This is a genomic window from Actinoplanes sp. NPDC051861 (assembly GCF_040681145.1).
Taxonomy (GTDB): domain Bacteria; phylum Actinomycetota; class Actinomycetes; order Mycobacteriales; family Micromonosporaceae; genus Actinoplanes.
The window spans coordinates 33,691-50,254 of sequence record NZ_JBFAYE010000032.1; the positions used below are offsets into that span (position 1 = coordinate 33,691).

Genomic DNA, 16,564 nt, shown 5'->3' on the forward strand with positions numbered 1-16,564 from the left:
CCTCCGGCGCGAGGCAGGATGTATGCCGTGGCGGGCAGGGTCAAGGACGAGGACATCGCACTGGTCCGCGACCGGAGTTCGATCGTCGACGTGATCAGCGAGACGGTGACGCTGCGGTCGGCCGGTGGCGGCAATCTGAAGGGGCTGTGCCCCTTCCACGACGAGAAGACGCCGTCGTTCAACGTCTCCCCAGCCCGAAATGTCTATTTTTGCCACGGCTGTGGGCAGGGTGGCGACGCCATCAAGTTCCTGATGGACGCCGAGCACCTCTCGTTCATCGAGTCGGTCGAGCGCCTGGCCGGCAAGGCCGGCATCCAGCTGCGCTACGACGTCGACGCCTCCGGTCCCGCGGCGCCCCGGCCGCAGACCGGGCAGCGGCAGCGGCTGATCGCCGCGCACGCCGACGCCGTCGACTTCTACCGTGAGCAGCTCGGCTCGCCGGGTGCGCGCAAGGCACGGGAGTTCCTCGCCGAGCGCGGCTTCGGCCGGGACGCCGCGGAGAAGTACGGGTGCGGCTTCGCGCCGGACAGCTGGGACGCGCTCGCCAAGCACCTGCGGCTGAAGGGTTACACGGCCGAGGAGCTGACCGCGGCCGGGCTGTGCAAGCCGGCCCGCTCGGGCTCGCTGATCGACCGGTTCCGGCGCCGGCTGCTCTGGCCGATCCGGGACCTGGGCGGCGACGTGATCGGGTTCGGCGCGCGGAAGCTGTTCGAGGACGACGACGGCCCGAAATACCTGAACACGCCGGAGACGCCGATCTACAAGAAGTCGCACGTGCTCTACGGCATCGACCACGCGAAGCGGGAGATCGCCAAACGGGGCCGCGCCGTGATCGTCGAGGGCTACACCGACGTGATGGCCTGCCACGAGGCCGGCGAGCCGACCGCCGTGGCGACCTGCGGCACCGCGTTCGGCGTCGACCACATCCAGGTGCTGCGGCGGCTGCTGATGGACAGCGACAGCTTCACCGGCGAGATCATCTACACGTTCGACGGCGACGCGGCCGGGCAGAAGGCGGCGCTGCGGGCGTTCGAGGAGGATCAGCGCTTCGTCGGGCGTACGTTCATCGCGGTCTCGCCCGACAACATGGACCCGTGCGAGCTGCGCCTGGCCAAGGGTGACCTCGCGGTCCGCGACATGATCGCCGGCCGGGAGCCGCTGGTGGACTTCGCGCTGCGGCAGACCATCGCGCGTTTCGACCTGGACACCGTCGAGGGCCGGGTGGAGGCGATGCGGCGTGCCGCGCCGCTGGTCGCCAAGATCAAGGACCGGGAGAAGCGCCCGGAGTACACCCGCAAGCTCGCCGGTGACCTGGGCATGGACCTGGAACCGGTGCAGCGCGCGGTGAACAACGCGGTGCGCGGCGAGACCGCCGCCGCGCAGCCGGCGCAGCGAGCCGCAGCGGACTCGCCGCAGCGCCTCGTCGAGCGGGAGTCGCTGAAGCTGGCGCTGCAGGAGCCGGTGCTGGCCGGGCCGATGTTCGACGCGCTGGGCCCGGAGAACTACGGCGACGACGTTCTCCGCGCGGTGCGCTCGGCGGTGGGCGAGGCGGGCGGCGCGGCGTCGGCCACCGGGGGAGCGGTCTGGATCGAGAAGGTACGCGACGCGTGCGGCGACCTCGGCGGCCAGGTGCTGGTCAGCGAACTGGCGGTGGAGCCGTTGCGGGTCGACGGGCCGGTCGACCCGCGCTACGTGCAGGTCACCCTGGCCCGGCTGCAGGCGGGCGCGCTGACCACCCGGATCCGGGACCTCAAGTCCAAGGTGCAGCGGCTCAACCCGGTGGCGCACAAGGATCAATATCTGGCGCTCGCCGGTGAGTTGTTCTCGCTCGAACAGCAGGCTCGTGCCCTGCGTGACCAGGCAGCAGGTGGATTGTGAAACTGTTCCGTCGGCGCCCGTCCCTCCCCGCCGCGTCGCGGCCGCCGCTGGATGCCGAGGAGCGGGTGCTCGCCTGGTGCGCCACGGCTGACGAGGGTGTCCTGGTCGTCACGAACTTCGGTGTCTGGCTGCCCGGCGCGACGAAGCGGCTGGGCTGGCACGAGATCCACAAGGCGGCCTGGTCGGGCCGGGAGCTGCGGATCACGCCGGCCGAGGTGGCCGAGGTGCGGGACGACTACGCCGTGCTGGTCGACGGGCCGGCGGTCACGTTCCTGCTGCTGGAGCCGGGCGAGGTTCCGGACCAGGTGCGGACGCGGGTGACGAGGTCGGTCGCCTACACGACCCATCACATGCTGGGCGAGGGCGCGGTCCGGGTGGTCGGGCGCCGGGTCAGTGGGCGGGATGGGCTGAGCTGGGCGGTTCGCTACGATTCGGGTACGCCGGTGGAGCGCCCGGAAATTGTCGAAGCCACCGACGAGCTGGTCCTCGCAGCGCGAGATTCTGTCGCACCCCCTCCGTAAGGTCCCCGGGGTGAGTCCTCTCATCCATGCGCGCGGGTTGGTCAAACGCTTCGGCGACTTCACCGCGGTCGACGGCATCGACGTCGACGTCCGTGCCGGCGAGGCCTTCGGGTTCCTCGGGCCCAACGGCGCCGGCAAGAGCTCCACGATGCGGATGATCGGCTGCGTGTCGCCGCCCACCGACGGGGTGCTGACCATCCTCGGCATGGATCCCCGGCGCGACGGCCCGCGGATCCGGGCCCGGCTCGGCGTCTGCCCGCAGCTGGACAATCTGGATGCCGAGCTGACCGTCCAGGAGAACCTGACGACCTACGCGCGGTTCTTCGGCATCCCGCGCGGGGTGGCCCGCGCCCGCGCCGCCGAGCTGCTGGAGTTCGTGCAGCTCGCCGAGCGGGCCGGCAGCAAGGTCGAGCCGCTCTCCGGCGGGATGAAACGGCGGCTGACGATCGCCCGCGCGCTGGTCAACGAGCCCGAGATCGTGCTGCTCGACGAGCCCACCACCGGGCTCGACCCGCAGGCCCGGCACCTGGTCTGGGAGCGGCTGTTCCGGCTCAAGCAGCAGGGCGTCACGCTCGTCCTGACCACCCACTACATGGACGAGGCCGAGCAGCTCTGCGACCGGCTCGTGGTGATGGACGGCGGGCGGATCGCGGCCGAGGGCTCACCCCGTGAGCTGATCGAGCGCTACTCCACGCGTGAGGTGGTGGAGCTGCGGTTCCCGGCCGAGGACCAGGGTGCCTACGCGTCGAAACTCGACGGGATCGCCGAGCGGTCCGAGGTGCTGCCCGACCGGATCCTGCTCTACGTCTCCGACGGCGACGAGGCGCTCGCCGAGGTGCACCGGCGCTCGCTGAGCCCGGCCAGCGCCCTGGTGCGGCGCAGCAGCCTGGAGGACGTGTTCCTGCACCTCACCGGCCGGACGCTGGTGGACTGATGACGGCTTCGGCATACGTTCTGGAGTATCACCTGGTCAACTACCGGCGGACGTGGCGCTCCAGCGCGCTCTCCACGGTGGTGCTGCCGCTGCTGACCATGCTCGGCTTCGGGGTCGGCGTGGGTGCCTACGTCCAAGCCGGCGTCGACGGCGTGGCATACCTGGACTGGATCGTCCCCGGCCTGATCGCCTCGACGGCGGTGCAGACCGCGATCGGCGAGTCCACCTGGCCGGTGCTGAGCTACTTCGAGTGGCTGAAGGTGTATTTCGCGCAGGCCGCCGCCCCGCTGCGGGTCTTCGACATCGTGAGCGGGCACCTGGCCTTCATGATCTTCCGAGTGCTGCTCTCGGTCGCCGCGTTCCTGCTGGTGGCGGCCGCCTTCGGCGCACTGCACTCGGCCTGGGCGCTCGCCGTGCTGCCGATCTCGGCGCTGACCGGGCTGGCCGTCGCGACGCCGGTCATGGCGTTCAGCGCGAGCGTGACGACCGACAGTTACCTGGCGATCCTGATGCGCTTCGCGGTGCTGCCGATGTCGCTGTTCTCCGGCGTGTTCTTCCCGATCGACGCGCTGCCCGGCGTGCTGCGCTGGGTGGCTCTGGCGCTGCCGCTCTGGCACGGGGTCGACCTCTCCCGGGCGGCGACGCTCGGCGTCCCGCCGGGTCCCGGCGCGGTGTGGCAGGTGGCGTTCCTAGCCGCGTGGGCGGCCGCGGGCTGGGCCGTGACCGTGCTGCGCTTCCGGAAACGGCTGGTGGTGTGACGTGCTGACGCTCGCTCTCAAGGGCACCCTGCGCCGCTCGGCCTCGGTCGCCGAGCGCAACGTCGCAGCGCTCGGCTCGGCGTATTGGTTGGTGATGCTGGGCGGCTTCCTGGAGCCGGTGCTCTACCTGTTCTCGATCGGGATCGGGGTGGGTGCGCTGATCGGCGACATCCCGCTGCCCGGCGGTGTGGTGGTGGACTACGCCGAGTTCGTCGCCCCGGCCATGCTGGCGTCGTCGGCGATGAGCGGCGCGCTGTCCGAGACGACCTTCAACTTCTTCGGGAAGATGAAGTTCATGAGGCTGTATGACGGGATGCTCGCCACCCCCGTCCGCCCCATCGAGATCGCGCTCGGTGAGCTGGCCTGGGCCATGATCCGTGGCAGCGTCTACTCGGCCGCCTTCCTGGTGATCATGGTGACCATGGACCTGACGACGCCGGAGCGGGCGCTCGCCGCCTTCCCGGCGACCGTGCTGGTGGGTTTCGCCTTCGGTGCCGTGGGCATGGTGACGTCCACACTGATCCGCAGCTGGCAGGACTTCGACCTGATCTTCTCGGCCCAGTTCGCGCTGTTCCTGTTCTCCGGCACCTTCGTCCCCGCCACGGCCTATCACGCCGTGCTGCGCTGGATCGTCGAGGTCACCCCGCTGTATCGCTCGGTCGATCTGGTCCGGGGCATCACCACCGGCACGGTCGGCTGGATCCAGGTCCTCGACGTCGTCTACCTGCTCCTGATCCTGGCCGTCGGGCTGCGGGTCGCGGGCCGACGCATGGAGAGGATGCTCTGCAAGTGACGGTGGTTACTCACAGCATTTGGTGGGCATCACACATTCAGGCCGTCATCGCACGTCGCGGCGGGGAAGCCCGGCGCCGGGCGGCTGGGAAACCCGTGTCGCCCGGAAGGGAACCCCGCCATGAGACTTGGCCACAAATCGGAAGAAGAGCCGGGCCGCCACGCGCTGGACGAGCGCACCGACGCCACCGACGGTGAGCAGGCCCGGCGGCAGGGTGCCGCCGACTTCGACGCGGCCGCCGCCACGACCCGGGCCGATGAGGAGCGGGAGGTGGGCCGGGCGCCGGTGGGCCCCGACGAGGGCCCGGACAAGCCCAGCCAGCTGCGGGCCAAGGGGATCGTCGCGGCGGTCAGGCGGACGTTCAAGCAGTTCTCCGAGGACAACATCTCCGACTGGGCGGCGGCGCTGACCTACTACGGCGTGCTGTCGATCTTCCCGGCGCTGCTGGTGCTGGTGTCGCTGCTCGGCATGGTCGGCGCCGACGGCCAGCGTGAGGTCACGAACGCGGTCAACGAGATCGCGCCCAACCAGCAGCTGCGCGACCTCGTCGGCACCGTGCTCAAGCAGGTGCAGGACCAGGGCACCGCGGGGCTGGCCGCGATCATCGGTATTCTCGCCGCCTTCTGGTCCGCCTCCGGCTACATCGGCGCGTTCATGCGCGCGTCCAACGCGATCTACGACGTTCCCGAGGGCCGTCCGGTCTGGAAGACGCTGCCGATCCGGGTCGGCGTCACCGCGCTCGTCGGCGTCATGCTGGTCGCCTCGGCCGCCATCGTCATCTTCACGGGTGACATCGCCCGGGTCGTCGGCGAGCAGATCGGACTCGGCGGGGTGGCCGTCACCACCTGGAACATCGCCAAGTGGCCGGTCCTCATCGCGCTGGTCAGCCTGATGTTCGCGGTGCTGTACTGGGCGTCGCCGAACGCCAAGACCGGTGGCTTCCGCTGGATCAGCCCGGGCGGCATCTTCGCCGTCGTGCTGTGGGTCGCCGCGTCCGCCGCGTTCGCCGTCTATCTGGCCAACTTCGCCAACTACAACAAGACGTACGGCACGCTCGGTGGTGTCATCGCGTTCCTCGTCTGGCTCTGGATCTCGAACATCGCCATCATGCTCGGCGCCGAGCTGGACGCCGAACTGGAGCGCGGCCGGGCCATCGCGGCCGGCCACCCGGCCGATGACGAGCCGTTCCTCGAACTGCGCGACACCCGCAAGCTCAAGAAGGGAAGCGAGCACGGCCTCAGTCAAAACTGACCCGTTCCCCGGAAGCCGCCGCATCGCGTCCGATGTGGCGGCTTTCTGCTGCCGGCCTTCTGAGGGGTCGCAGCTTCGGGGTGAGACCGCGTTTACTTTCGCTTCGTTATGCAAAAGTTTCTTTTGATCATGCAGAAGGTATGGACCTCGGAGACGGAACGGGCTTAATGTGACGGGCACCACTCCATCGGAGGTGTTCGTTGTTCCTGGCCGATGCACCCCATTTGCGGATCCTGCGCATGCTCCGCGACGAGGGCGCTGTCTCCCGCGCTGAGCTGGGCGATCGCCTCGAGCTCTCCCGCCCGCGGCTGCTCGCTGAGGTCGAGCGCCTGGTGGCCGGTGGGCTGATCGCCGAGGCCGGGATGGCGGCGTCCCGCGGCGGTCGCCGGTCCACTCTCGTCGAGCTGCATCCCGGGCTGCGGTTCGCGGCCGTGGACCTCGGCGCCACCTCGATCGACGTCGAGGTGACCAACGGGCGGCTGGAGCCGCTCGCGGCCTACCACGAGAAGGCTGACATCCGCTCGGGGCCGAAAGTGATACTGCAACGGGTCAACGAGCTGCTCGCGAAGGCACGCACCGACGGGCTCTACGAGCGGCTGGACTCCGTCGGGATCGGCGTTCCGGGCCCGGTCAGTTTCCGCGACGGCGTGCCGGTGTCGCCGCCGATCATGCCGGGCTGGGACCGCTATCCGGTGCGCGAACTGCTCGCCCGGGAGCACGGATGCCCGGCTGTGGTGGACAACGACGTCAACATCATGGCCATCGGCGAGCGGCACGGCGGGGTCGCGCACTCCGTCGACGACTTCCTTTTCGTGAAGATCGGAACCGGTGTCGGGTGCGGCATCCACCTGGCCGGCGCGGTCTTCCGGGGAGTGGACGGCTGCGCCGGCGACATCGGGCACATCCAGGTCGAGGCCGGCGGCCCGGCCTGCTCGTGCGGCAACAGCGGCTGTCTGGAGGCACTGTTCAGCGGTGCCGCGCTGGCCCGCGACGCGCTCGCCGCGGCCCGCTCCGGTGAGTCGCCCGCACTGGCCGCGCGTCTCGCCGCCGCCCGGCCGGCGCGTTCCGGCCGGGCCACCAAGGCGGCCGAGATCGACCCGGTCATCACCGCGAAGGACGTCGCGGACGGTGCCGCCGAGGGCGACATCGCGTGCATCCGCCTGATCCGCGACGGCGGCCGGCGGGTCGGCGGGGTGCTCGCGACGCTGGTCTCGTTCGCCAACCCGTCGATGATCGTCATCGGGGGCGGGTTGGCACAGCTCGGTCACGTGCTGCTCGCCGAGATCCGCAGCGTCGTCTACCGCCGCTCGCTGCCGCTGGCCACCGGCAACCTCCCGGTGGTCCTCTCCGAGCTGGGCGGCCGGGCCGGCGTGACCGGCGCCGCGGTGCTGGCCAGCGACGCTGTCTTCGAGCAGGCGTCATGACCGCCCCGGAGACACCCGCCGAGCAGCGGGACGAAGCCCAGGTTGTGCTCGAGCTCAAGGACGTCGTGAAGGAGTTCCCGGGTGTGCGGGCGCTCGACGGCGTCCAGCTCGAGGTGCGTGCCGGTGAGGTGCACTGCCTCCTCGGGCAGAACGGTGCCGGCAAGTCCACCCTCATCAAGGTGCTGGCGGGCGTCCACCACGCCGACGCGGGCGAGGTCACCTGGCTCGGCGAGCCGTTCGCACCCGCCAACCCGCAGGCCGCCATGCGCGCCGGGATCGCGACCATCTACCAGGAGCTCGACCTCGTCGACGACCTCTCCGTCGCCGAGAACGCGTTCCTCGGGCATGAGCCGAGTCGCTTCGGTTTCACTAAACGGCGCGTTTCCGCGTACCGAACAAAAGAGATCATGGCCCGGCTGGGCCACGCCGAGATCTCCCCGCGCCGGGCCGTGCGCTCTCTGCCGGCCGCGGCCAAGCAGGTCGTCAGCATGGCGCGCGCGCTCTCGCACGACGCCCGGCTGATCGTCATGGACGAGCCCAGCGCCGTGCTCGCTCATGACGAGGTGGCCAACCTCTTCCGGATCATCCGGGAGCTGACCGCACAGGGGATCGCGGTCATCTACATCTCGCACCGGCTCGACGAGATCCGCGACATCGGTGACCGGGTCACCGTGCTCAAGGACGGCCGGACCACCGCGGCGAACCTGCCGGCCCGCACGACACCCACCCGTGAGCTGGTCGGGAAGATGACCGGGCGCTCGATCGAGTACGTCTTCCCCGACCGCACCAAGCAGGCGAAGGGTGACCCCCTGCTGGTCGTGGAGAACGTCACCCGGCACGGCGAGTTCGCTGATGTCAGCCTCACCGTGCGGCCCGGCGAGATCGTCGGGATCGCGGGGCTGGTCGGCTCCGGCAGGTCGGAGCTGCTGGAGACGGTCTACGGGGCGCGCCGGCCCGAAACCGGCACGATCACGCTCGGCGGCAAGCCGATCCGCGGTGTCGGCGCGGCGGTCCGCAACGGCATGGGCATGGCGCCCGAGGAGCGCAAGAGCCAGGCGCTGCTGCTGGACGAGCCGGTCTTCAAGAACATGACGCTGGCGTCGTTCGCGCGATTCGCGAAGGCGGGCTTCACCGACGCGGCTGGGGAGCGCGCTGCCGCGGACCGCACCGCCGAGTCGCTGGAGCTGCGGCCGCGCGGGGTGGTCCGCCCGGTGCGCACGCTCTCCGGCGGCAACCAGCAGAAGGTGGTGGTCGGCCGCTGGCTGCTCGGCGACACCAGGCTGTTGCTGCTCGACGAGCCGACCCGGGGCGTGGACGTGGGTGCCCGGGCCGAGCTCTACCAGGTCATCCGGGGCCTCGCCGACAACGGTGTCGGCGTGCTGCTGGTGTCGAGCGAGGTGCCCGAGGTGCTGGGCCTGGCCGACCGGGTGCTGGTGATGCGGGAGGGCCGGCTCGTCCACGAGGCGCCGGCCGAGGAGATCGACGAGGACACCGTTCTGAACCTGGTCATGGCCGGTTCGCTGCTGGAAGGGGAGCCGGCATGACCGCTTCGTCGCTGGAAGCTTCGTTGCTGGAAGGGGAGTCGGCATGATCGCCGAGGCACTGCCGAACGAGAAGCGTCTCGACGAGAACGCGATACGAAACCTCGGTCTCGTCGCCGTCCTCGCCATCCTGGTGATCATCGGGATCATCACGCGGCCGGAGTTGTACAGCGACGCGACCTGGGTGCGCAACAACGTCCTGACGATCCTGCAGCAGGCGTCCGCGATCGGCGTCGTCACGGTCGGGATGACGTTCGTGATCATCGGGGGCGGCATCGACCTGTCGGTGGGTGCGATCATCGCGCTCTCCGGGGTCTGGTGCACCACGGTCGCCACACAGAGCTTCGGCGCGGTGGGCATGATCTTCACGGCGATCACCGTCGGGATCGGGGTCGGGCTCGTCAACGGGCTGCTCATCGCGTACGGAAAACTGGTCCCCTTCATCGCCACGCTGGCCATGCTGGTGGCCGCCCGCGGCCTGGCCGCCCAGATCTCCGGCAAGCAGACGCAGATCTCCACGAACCAGACGATCAACAGCATCGCCACCACCCGGATCCTCGGCATCCCGCTGCTCGTGATCATGCTGGCCGCGGTGGCGGTGGCCGGCTGGGTGCTGCTCAATCGGACCACGTTCGGCCGCCGCACCGTGGCGATCGGCGGCAACCAGGAGGCGGCCCGGCTCGCCGGCATCAACGTGAAGCGGCAGACGTTGCTGCTCTACATGCTCTCCGGGCTGTGCTGCGGCATCGCCGCGATCATGCTGACCTCGCAGGCGACCAGCGCGCAGGCCGCCATGGCCAACCTCTACGAACTCGACGCGATCGCCGCGGCGATCATCGGCGGCACGCTGCTCACCGGTGGGCGCGGCACGATCGTCGGTGCCGTCTTCGGTGTCGTGGTCTTCTCCACGATCACCAACCTCTTCGCGATCAACAACCTCCCCACCGAGGTCCAGAACATGGTCAAGGGCGGCATCATCGTCGCCGCCGTCTTGATCCAGCAGTTCCGATTCCGCTCACTCACGCAGTTGTTCAAACGCTCGTAAACCCCCTCGCTCGCTAGAAGAACGGGAGCAATAATGTCCTCATTGTCCCGTAGGCGCGTTCTGTTCGGCGGCGCTGCCGTCGGCGCCGGCGCCCTGCTGACCGCGTGTACGTCCAACGACACCGCCAACAACGCCCAGGTAAACACGAACGCCAGCAACGACAACGCGGCACCCGGCACGAAGGTCGTCATCGGGTTCTCTGCGCCGGCCGCCGACCACGGCTGGATCGCGGCGATCACCAACAACGCCAAGGCGCAGGCCGAGCAGTACTCCGACGTGGAGCTGAAGCTGACCGAGGCCGGCTCGGACGCGGCGGCACAGCGGGCGGCGATCTCCACGCTGATCGCGGAGAAGCCGAGCATCATCGTGATGCTCCCGCACGACGGCAAGGAGCTGAACGCGGCCGGTGAGGAGGCCATGCGCGCCGGCATCCCGGTGGTCAACCTGGACCGCGCGTTCCCCTCGCAGGACGCGTACCGGCTGCAGATCAAGGGTGACAACTACGGCATGGGTCTGGCCGCCGGTGCGTACATCGGCGAGCAGATGAAGGCCAAGGGCGTCTCCGCTCCGATCATCGGCGAGATCGCCGGCATCGACTCGCTCGAGCTGACCCAGGAGCGCACGAAGGGCTTCAACGACGCGCTTGCGGTCTACGGCTTCAAGGTCGCGAACCGCCGTGCCGCCGACTTCACGGTCAACGGCGGTCAGCAGGCGGCCACCGACCTGCTCCAGGCGCTGCCCAAGATCGACGCCATCTGGAATCACGACGACGACCAGGGTGTCGGCGTGCTGGCCGCTTTCGACCAGGCCAACCGCAAGGAGTTCATCATGGTCGGCGGCGCCGGCTCCAAGCAGGCGATCGACCTCATCGCGGCGGACAGCGGCGTGCTCAAGGCCACCGTCACCTACAGCCCGTCGATGGCCTCCTCGGCGATCTCGCTGGCCCGCCTGATCGCGCAGGGCAAGGGAATGAGCGACTTGGTGGAGCTCCAGGTTCCGAAGGAGATCATGCTCGCCTCCGAGACGATCACCAAGGAGAACGCCGCCCAGTACGCCAAGCTCGGTTTCTAAGGGGAAAACATGTCGCAGGACCTGCGAGTCGGCATGGTCGGCTACGCGTTCATGGGGGCCGCGCACTCGCAGGCCTGGCGCACCGTCAACCACGTCTTCGACCTGCCGCTTTCGGCCAGGATGTCGGTGGTGTGCGGCCGTTCCGCCGATCAGGTGGCGGATGCGGCCGTGAAGCTCGGCTGGGACGGGCACACCACCGACTGGCGATCGATCGTGGACAGCGACGAGATCGATCTGGTGGACATCTGCACGCCGGGTGACACGCACGCGGAGATCGCACTGGCCGCGCTGGCCGCGGGCAAGCACGTTCTCTGCGAGAAACCCTTGGCCAATTCGGTGGCTGAGGCGAGAGAGATGGCGGCGGCCGCTGCCCAGGCAGCAACCAAGGGTGTACGGGCGATGTGCGCGTACAACTATCGACGGGTGCCCGCCGTCGCCCTGATGCGGGACCTGGTCGCGTCCGGACGGATCGGCACCATCCGTCACGTCCGGGCGGTGTACCTGCAGGACTGGATCGTCGACCCCCAGTTCCCGCTCGTCTGGCGGCTGCGCAAGGAGATCGCCGGCTCCGGTGCACTGGGCGACATCGGCGCGCACATCGTCGACCTCACGCAGTTCGTCACCGGGCAGACGATCAACGCGGTGTCCGCCCTCACCGAGACGTTCGTCCGTTCCCGCCCACTGCCGTCGGAGTCCTCAGGGCTGTCCGCGGCGGGTGGCAACGGTGCCGCCCTCGGTGACGTGACGGTGGACGACGCCGCGCTGTTCCTGGCGCGGCTGGACGGGGGAGCGGTTGCCACGTACGAGGCGACCCGCTTCGCCACCGGCCGCAAGAACGCGCTGCGGGTCGAACTCAACGGGTCGCTCGGCTCGCTGGCGTTCGACTTCGAGCGGATGAACGAGCTGGAGCTCTACGACGGCACCCGGCCGGCCGCGGAGCAGGGGTTCACACGGATTCTGGTGACCGAACCGGAGCACCCGTACGTGTCCGGGTGGTGGCCGCCGGGGCACGGCCTCGGCTATGAGCACTCGTTCACCCACGAGGTCCGTGACCTGATCGCGGCGATCGCGGAGGGCCGGGACCCGGCGCCGTCGTTCGCCGACGCGCTGCAGGTCCAGCTGGTGCTGGACGCGGTGGAGCGGTCCGCCGCGGGTGGCTCGTGGATCGAGGTCGAGCCGGTCCTGTCGGCTGAACCGCTCGGCTCTCTGTAGCGCTCCTTTTCGGCCGCCCGGCTTGCCCGGGCGCCCTGAGTTGTCCGCCGGGACCGGCGAGGGACGGCGCGGTTGCGCCCCGCGCCGGCCGGTTCCCGGCGGGTGGTGCGGATGCACGGGTGATCATCACGTGCATCCGCACCGGCGTGCTTCGGCACGCGTCAGACGCACGGGCAGGCGAACAGTGCATGTCCGTTTGTTCAAATAGCGCACGCGTGGACGCCCCGAAAACGCTCTCTCGGTGGCGCGCGCCGAAACCTACTCGCTGGTCATCGCTGCCGCGTTGATTGACACGTGTCAATCATCTTTGTGAATCCGGATCATGTTCGCGCCGCTCACGGCGTCGCACGTCGGGTGCGCCGGTGATCCGTCCGACGACGCAGGCTCGTATCCGAGGACAGGCATCCACGGATGGAGGCGGCGATGAAAACCCGGTCGTGCGGGTTCGGTCCATCGAGGACCGGCTCCGGAATGGTCCATACTGGAGGCGTCAGCACGGGCGAATGCACGTGCACCTGCACGGGTCACCTCGTCCGGGGAGGAAATTGATGCGGCTGCGCCATCCCTCCGGCCGAATCGTGCACCTCAGTTGCGGCATCAGCCTAGACCAGGCCGAGACCGTGCCCGACGCTGTCACACACCTTGATGCCGTCACGTCGGCCCTCCGAGCCCGTTTCGGCACCGGCACCCTGGGAGTCGCCCTCAGGTTGCCGCTTCCCCTCGCCGCCGCCCTCGCCGATGACGGGCGTGCCCGCACCCGACTGCGTACCGAACTCGACGCCCGCGGGCTCGAGGTCGTCACGCTGAGCGGGGTGCCCGTCCCCGAGGGCGGCGGCGAGACCCCTTCCTCCCCTTCTCCGTCTGATTCCTCCGCCGAGCCGGCCTCCCCTGGTGCGGACTGGAGCACCACTGCTCGGCTGCGGCAGACGCTCGAACTGGCGCGGATCCTGGTCGATCTGCTGCCGTTCGAGGAGGTGCGCGGTGCGGTCGCCACCTGCGGGCTGGGCCGGCGCGAGGGCTGGGACGAGACCAAGGAACGAGCCGTCGCCCGTCACCTGGGCCGTCTCTCCGGTGGCCTCGCTGACCTGGCGTGGCGGGTGGGCCGGGCGGTGCGAGCCGGTTTCCAGCCCGCGCCCGGCCGGGTTCTCGACAGTCCTGAGGACACCGTCACGGCGCTGTCCCGAGTGGACAAGGACCGCCTGGGCATCTGCCTCGATCTGACCACCGTTCTGCGGGACTGGCCCGACCCGGAGGCCGGCATCGATCGGTTGACGGATGCCGGGCTCTCGGTGATAACGGCCAGGATCACCGACCCGCGGACGGCGTGGCAGCCCGTCCTGCGTCACCTGCTGGCGGCTGATACGGCCCGGACCGAGTATGTGGACGTGGACACCCCCGGTGCTCCGGACGAGGCGGCTGCGGCTTTGTCGTACGTCTTGGAAGAGCTGACCGGCATCGGACTGGTCCCCGAACAGCAGCCGTGCACCGCGCCGTGAAGGACTCTTTCCCCCCGCCAGCCGTCGCGTTTCTCCCCGCCGCCGTCGCGTGAAGCGATAGATAGACATACGCTGATGGCTTAGCGGGCTCCTGGCCCGCCGTGCCCGGAGGTTGTCGGCGAACGCAAGGGGGACGCATGCGACGCGGAAGACTGCGGCTCGCACTTCTCGCGCTGCCCGCCATGGTGGTGAGCAGCGTCCTCACGGCAAGCCCGTCCGAGGGAGCGAACCCGGCGGAGGAAACCGTCGCCGGGCAGGTCCGCCGGGAGGATCCGGAGCTCGTCCGGATCGAGTTGGCCGGTGCCGCCATGCTCGACAAGGTCAATGACGCCGGTTTCGACATCGAGCACGGCCTCAAACGGGTACCGAACGGCATCGAGGGCGAGGTCCTGGCGACCACCGAGGAGATCGCCGAGCTCAGGGCGATCGGCGTCAAGGTCCTCGACGACGACGAGGGCTTCGTCTGGCCCGAGGAGGCGGACGGCGGCATCGCCACCACCTCCGACGCGCAGTCTGTGCAACCACTCACGCACCAGACGACCGTACGGGTCGTCCGCGCCGACTGGTTCACCACGAAAGGCCAGGGCTTCCTCTATGTCGAGGCCCGGACCACCGAGGGGCAGCAGGAGAGCCCGATCGTCGGCATGCAGGTCGAGAACGACTCGGGAAAGAACACTCCGTTCGGCTTCGCTCGCACGATGAGCCGATTCGTCGACTCCGGGCAGTACATGTTCCATCGGAACCTGTTCAAACTGGACACTCGTCCGCGGCAGGTCAGGATCACCAGCTCAACCGGTGGCATCACCACGGGAGCCGTCTCCGACTGGCTCGAGGGCGCCCCTCCGCCGCTGACCGAACGTCCGGGCTACAGGTACGACTTCATCGGCGGCTACCAGCACCCGCAACAGCTGTACGCCCGCGCCCGGGAGATCGCCGAGCAGTATCCGGGCATCGCCGAGATCATCCACCTGCCGAACCGGACGCACGGCTATCAGCGCAAGGCCCAGGCCACGATCGGCGGCACCGGACAGTCCGCGGTCGTCGTCAGCTCGGCGGCGTGGGGCCACGAGGGCGGCAACGACATCACCGTCGAGTTCGTCGACCGGCCGGGCGCTGACCTCCCCCTCGGGGTCGAGGTGACGGGCAACGCCGTTCGCGTCCAACTCGCCAAGGACGCCGGCGGAGCGCTCGCCAGCACCGCCGCGCAGGTCGCGACGGTGCTGGAGACCCAGTCGCAGGGGCTGATAGACCGGGCACACCCGTACCGCTCGAACGCGGGCACCGGGATCGTCGCCGCGACGACCGGCCCTGTTGCGCTGACCGACTTCCTCGATCAGAAGCGCGCCGGCGCGCCGGAGGGTGAGGTGCCCCGCGGCCCGGCCACGATCCCGGTCCTGCGGATCGGCAGACACCGGGACGGGAGCAAACCCGGCGTCCTGATCCAGGCGCAGGACCACGCCCGCGAATGGGTGCCCGCGACGACCTCGCTGGAGACGGCCGAGCGTCTGGTGCGCAACTACAGCACCGACCGGGAGACGAAGAGGATCGTCAACGACACCGACGTCTTCTTCATCCTCTCCAACAACCCGGACGGGGCGAACTACAGCTTCTACAACTTCGCCCTGCAACGGAAGAACCTGACCAACCACTGCCCGGACGAGGACGCCGACCCGGGCCGCCGCGACTCCTGGGGCGTCGACCTGAACCGCAACTATCGGGTCGGGTCGGGCCACGACGGCTACGCGGGTGGGTCGACGAGCTGCACCAGCGCCACCTACCAGGGCCCCGAGGAACTGTCCGAGCCGGAGTCGAAGAACATCGTCTGGCTGGTCGAGAAGTACTCGAACATCAAATTCATGATGTCCGTGCACTCCAACGGCGGCCAGCTGTTCTGGCAGCCGGGCGCCTACATCGCCGACGGCCGGATCACCACGCCGCGACCGCCGCTGGGCGACGAGGCGTTCTACTGGCAGTCGGCCGCGCGAATCCTGTCGCAGGTCAAGGCGTACCGGGAGACGGTTGTCACGCCGGAGAACGTCGGCGGCTCGTCCGACGTGCTCTACTCGTCCGCCGGCAACGTGCGTGAGGACCTCTACTACACCTACGGGATCTACGCCTTCGGTTGGGAGGTCGGCGGCTCGGTCTACAACCCGGCCACCGGAGATTGGCAGGGCGGCTCGTTCCAGCCACCGTGGGAGGGCGACCCGAACCTCGTCAGCGGACACTCCGAGACGATGGAGTACGCCAACGGCATCATGGAGATGTTCCGGGTCGCTGCGGAGTGGGGCAGGGACAGGAAGGATCCGACGTCCCAGCTCAAACCCGGCGGCGGCAGGTTCCGCGACCCGGTCGACGCGCGCTTCGAGACGAACGAGCCGGCCACCATCTATTACACGACCGACGGCAGCCGGCCCACCCTCCAGTCACCCCGCTACGAGGCGACCGAATTCCGGGAGCCGGGCCAGGTGTTCCACGTGACTGAGACGACCACGTTCCACTGGTTCTCCGTCGACGCCGCCGGCAACGTCGAGCGCAACTACGATCCGGACAAGAACGGCCGCTATCGCAAGGCGACGATCACGATCGTCGACTGACGGCCTTCCGCTCTTGGTGATGTGCGCGTCACACTCGGTGACATGT

13 protein-coding genes are annotated in these 16,564 nt (G+C 69.4%); all 13 read left to right on the plus strand.

Features of this window, described 5'->3' with window-relative positions; translation table 11 throughout:
• Positions 1-18 precede the first annotated feature (18 nt).
• The 13 genes from dnaG (at position 19) to AB0M02_RS44095 (ending at position 16,518) form a co-directional block, all read left to right on the plus strand.
• On the plus strand, positions 19-1,878 hold the full coding sequence (dnaG, locus tag AB0M02_RS44035) for a DNA primase (protein ID WP_364238485.1): 1,860 nt from the start codon (positions 19-21) through the stop codon (positions 1,876-1,878).
• On the plus strand, positions 1,875-2,399 hold the full coding sequence (locus AB0M02_RS44040) for a hypothetical protein (RefSeq protein WP_364238486.1): 525 nt from the start codon (positions 1,875-1,877) through the stop codon (positions 2,397-2,399). Before dnaG ends, AB0M02_RS44040 begins: the two co-directional genes overlap by 4 nt.
• A gap of 10 nt (positions 2,400-2,409) precedes the next feature.
• A complete protein-coding gene (locus tag AB0M02_RS44045) occupies positions 2,410-3,333 on the plus strand; it encodes an ABC transporter ATP-binding protein (RefSeq protein ID WP_364238487.1) in 924 nt (307 codons plus the stop codon).
• Entirely contained in the window at positions 3,333-4,091 is a 759-nt protein-coding gene (locus AB0M02_RS44050; protein ID WP_364238488.1) for an ABC transporter permease, read from the plus strand. Before AB0M02_RS44045 ends, AB0M02_RS44050 begins: the two co-directional genes overlap by 1 nt.
• Position 4,092: 1 nt before the next feature.
• Positions 4,093-4,884: an ABC transporter permease gene (locus tag AB0M02_RS44055; RefSeq protein WP_364238489.1), complete on the plus strand. Its 792-nt coding sequence runs from the start codon at positions 4,093-4,095 to the stop codon at positions 4,882-4,884.
• Between the two features lie 120 nt (positions 4,885-5,004).
• Positions 5,005-6,135 carry a YihY/virulence factor BrkB family protein gene (locus AB0M02_RS44060; RefSeq protein ID WP_364238490.1) on the plus strand — a complete coding sequence of 377 codons (1,131 nt, stop codon included), beginning with the start codon at positions 5,005-5,007 and terminating at the stop codon, positions 6,133-6,135.
• A gap of 200 nt (positions 6,136-6,335) precedes the next feature.
• Positions 6,336-7,559, plus strand: coding sequence for an ROK family transcriptional regulator (locus AB0M02_RS44065; RefSeq protein ID WP_364238491.1), 1,224 nt, complete (start codon positions 6,336-6,338; stop codon positions 7,557-7,559).
• On the plus strand, positions 7,556-9,103 hold the full coding sequence (locus AB0M02_RS44070) for a sugar ABC transporter ATP-binding protein (protein ID WP_364238492.1): 1,548 nt from the start codon (positions 7,556-7,558) through the stop codon (positions 9,101-9,103). Before AB0M02_RS44065 ends, AB0M02_RS44070 begins: the two co-directional genes overlap by 4 nt.
• A 43-nt stretch (positions 9,104-9,146) precedes the next feature.
• A complete protein-coding gene (locus AB0M02_RS44075; RefSeq protein ID WP_364238493.1) occupies positions 9,147-10,145 on the plus strand; it encodes an ABC transporter permease in 999 nt (332 codons plus the stop codon).
• A 33-nt stretch (positions 10,146-10,178) separates the two neighbouring features.
• Positions 10,179-11,216, plus strand: a complete 1,038-nt coding sequence (locus tag AB0M02_RS44080) for a substrate-binding domain-containing protein (protein ID WP_364238494.1) — start codon at positions 10,179-10,181, stop codon at positions 11,214-11,216.
• 9 nt (positions 11,217-11,225) lie between these two features.
• Positions 11,226-12,428, plus strand: coding sequence for a Gfo/Idh/MocA family oxidoreductase (locus AB0M02_RS44085; RefSeq protein ID WP_364238495.1), 1,203 nt, complete (start codon positions 11,226-11,228; stop codon positions 12,426-12,428).
• 548 nt (positions 12,429-12,976) lie between these two features.
• Positions 12,977-13,924: a hypothetical protein gene (locus AB0M02_RS44090; RefSeq protein WP_364238496.1), complete on the plus strand. Its 948-nt coding sequence runs from the start codon at positions 12,977-12,979 to the stop codon at positions 13,922-13,924.
• Between the two features lie 137 nt (positions 13,925-14,061).
• Positions 14,062-16,518 (plus strand): M14 family metallopeptidase, encoded by a 2,457-nt coding sequence (locus AB0M02_RS44095; protein ID WP_364238497.1) that lies wholly within the window; start codon positions 14,062-14,064, stop codon positions 16,516-16,518.
• Positions 16,519-16,564: the final 46 nt, after the last annotated feature.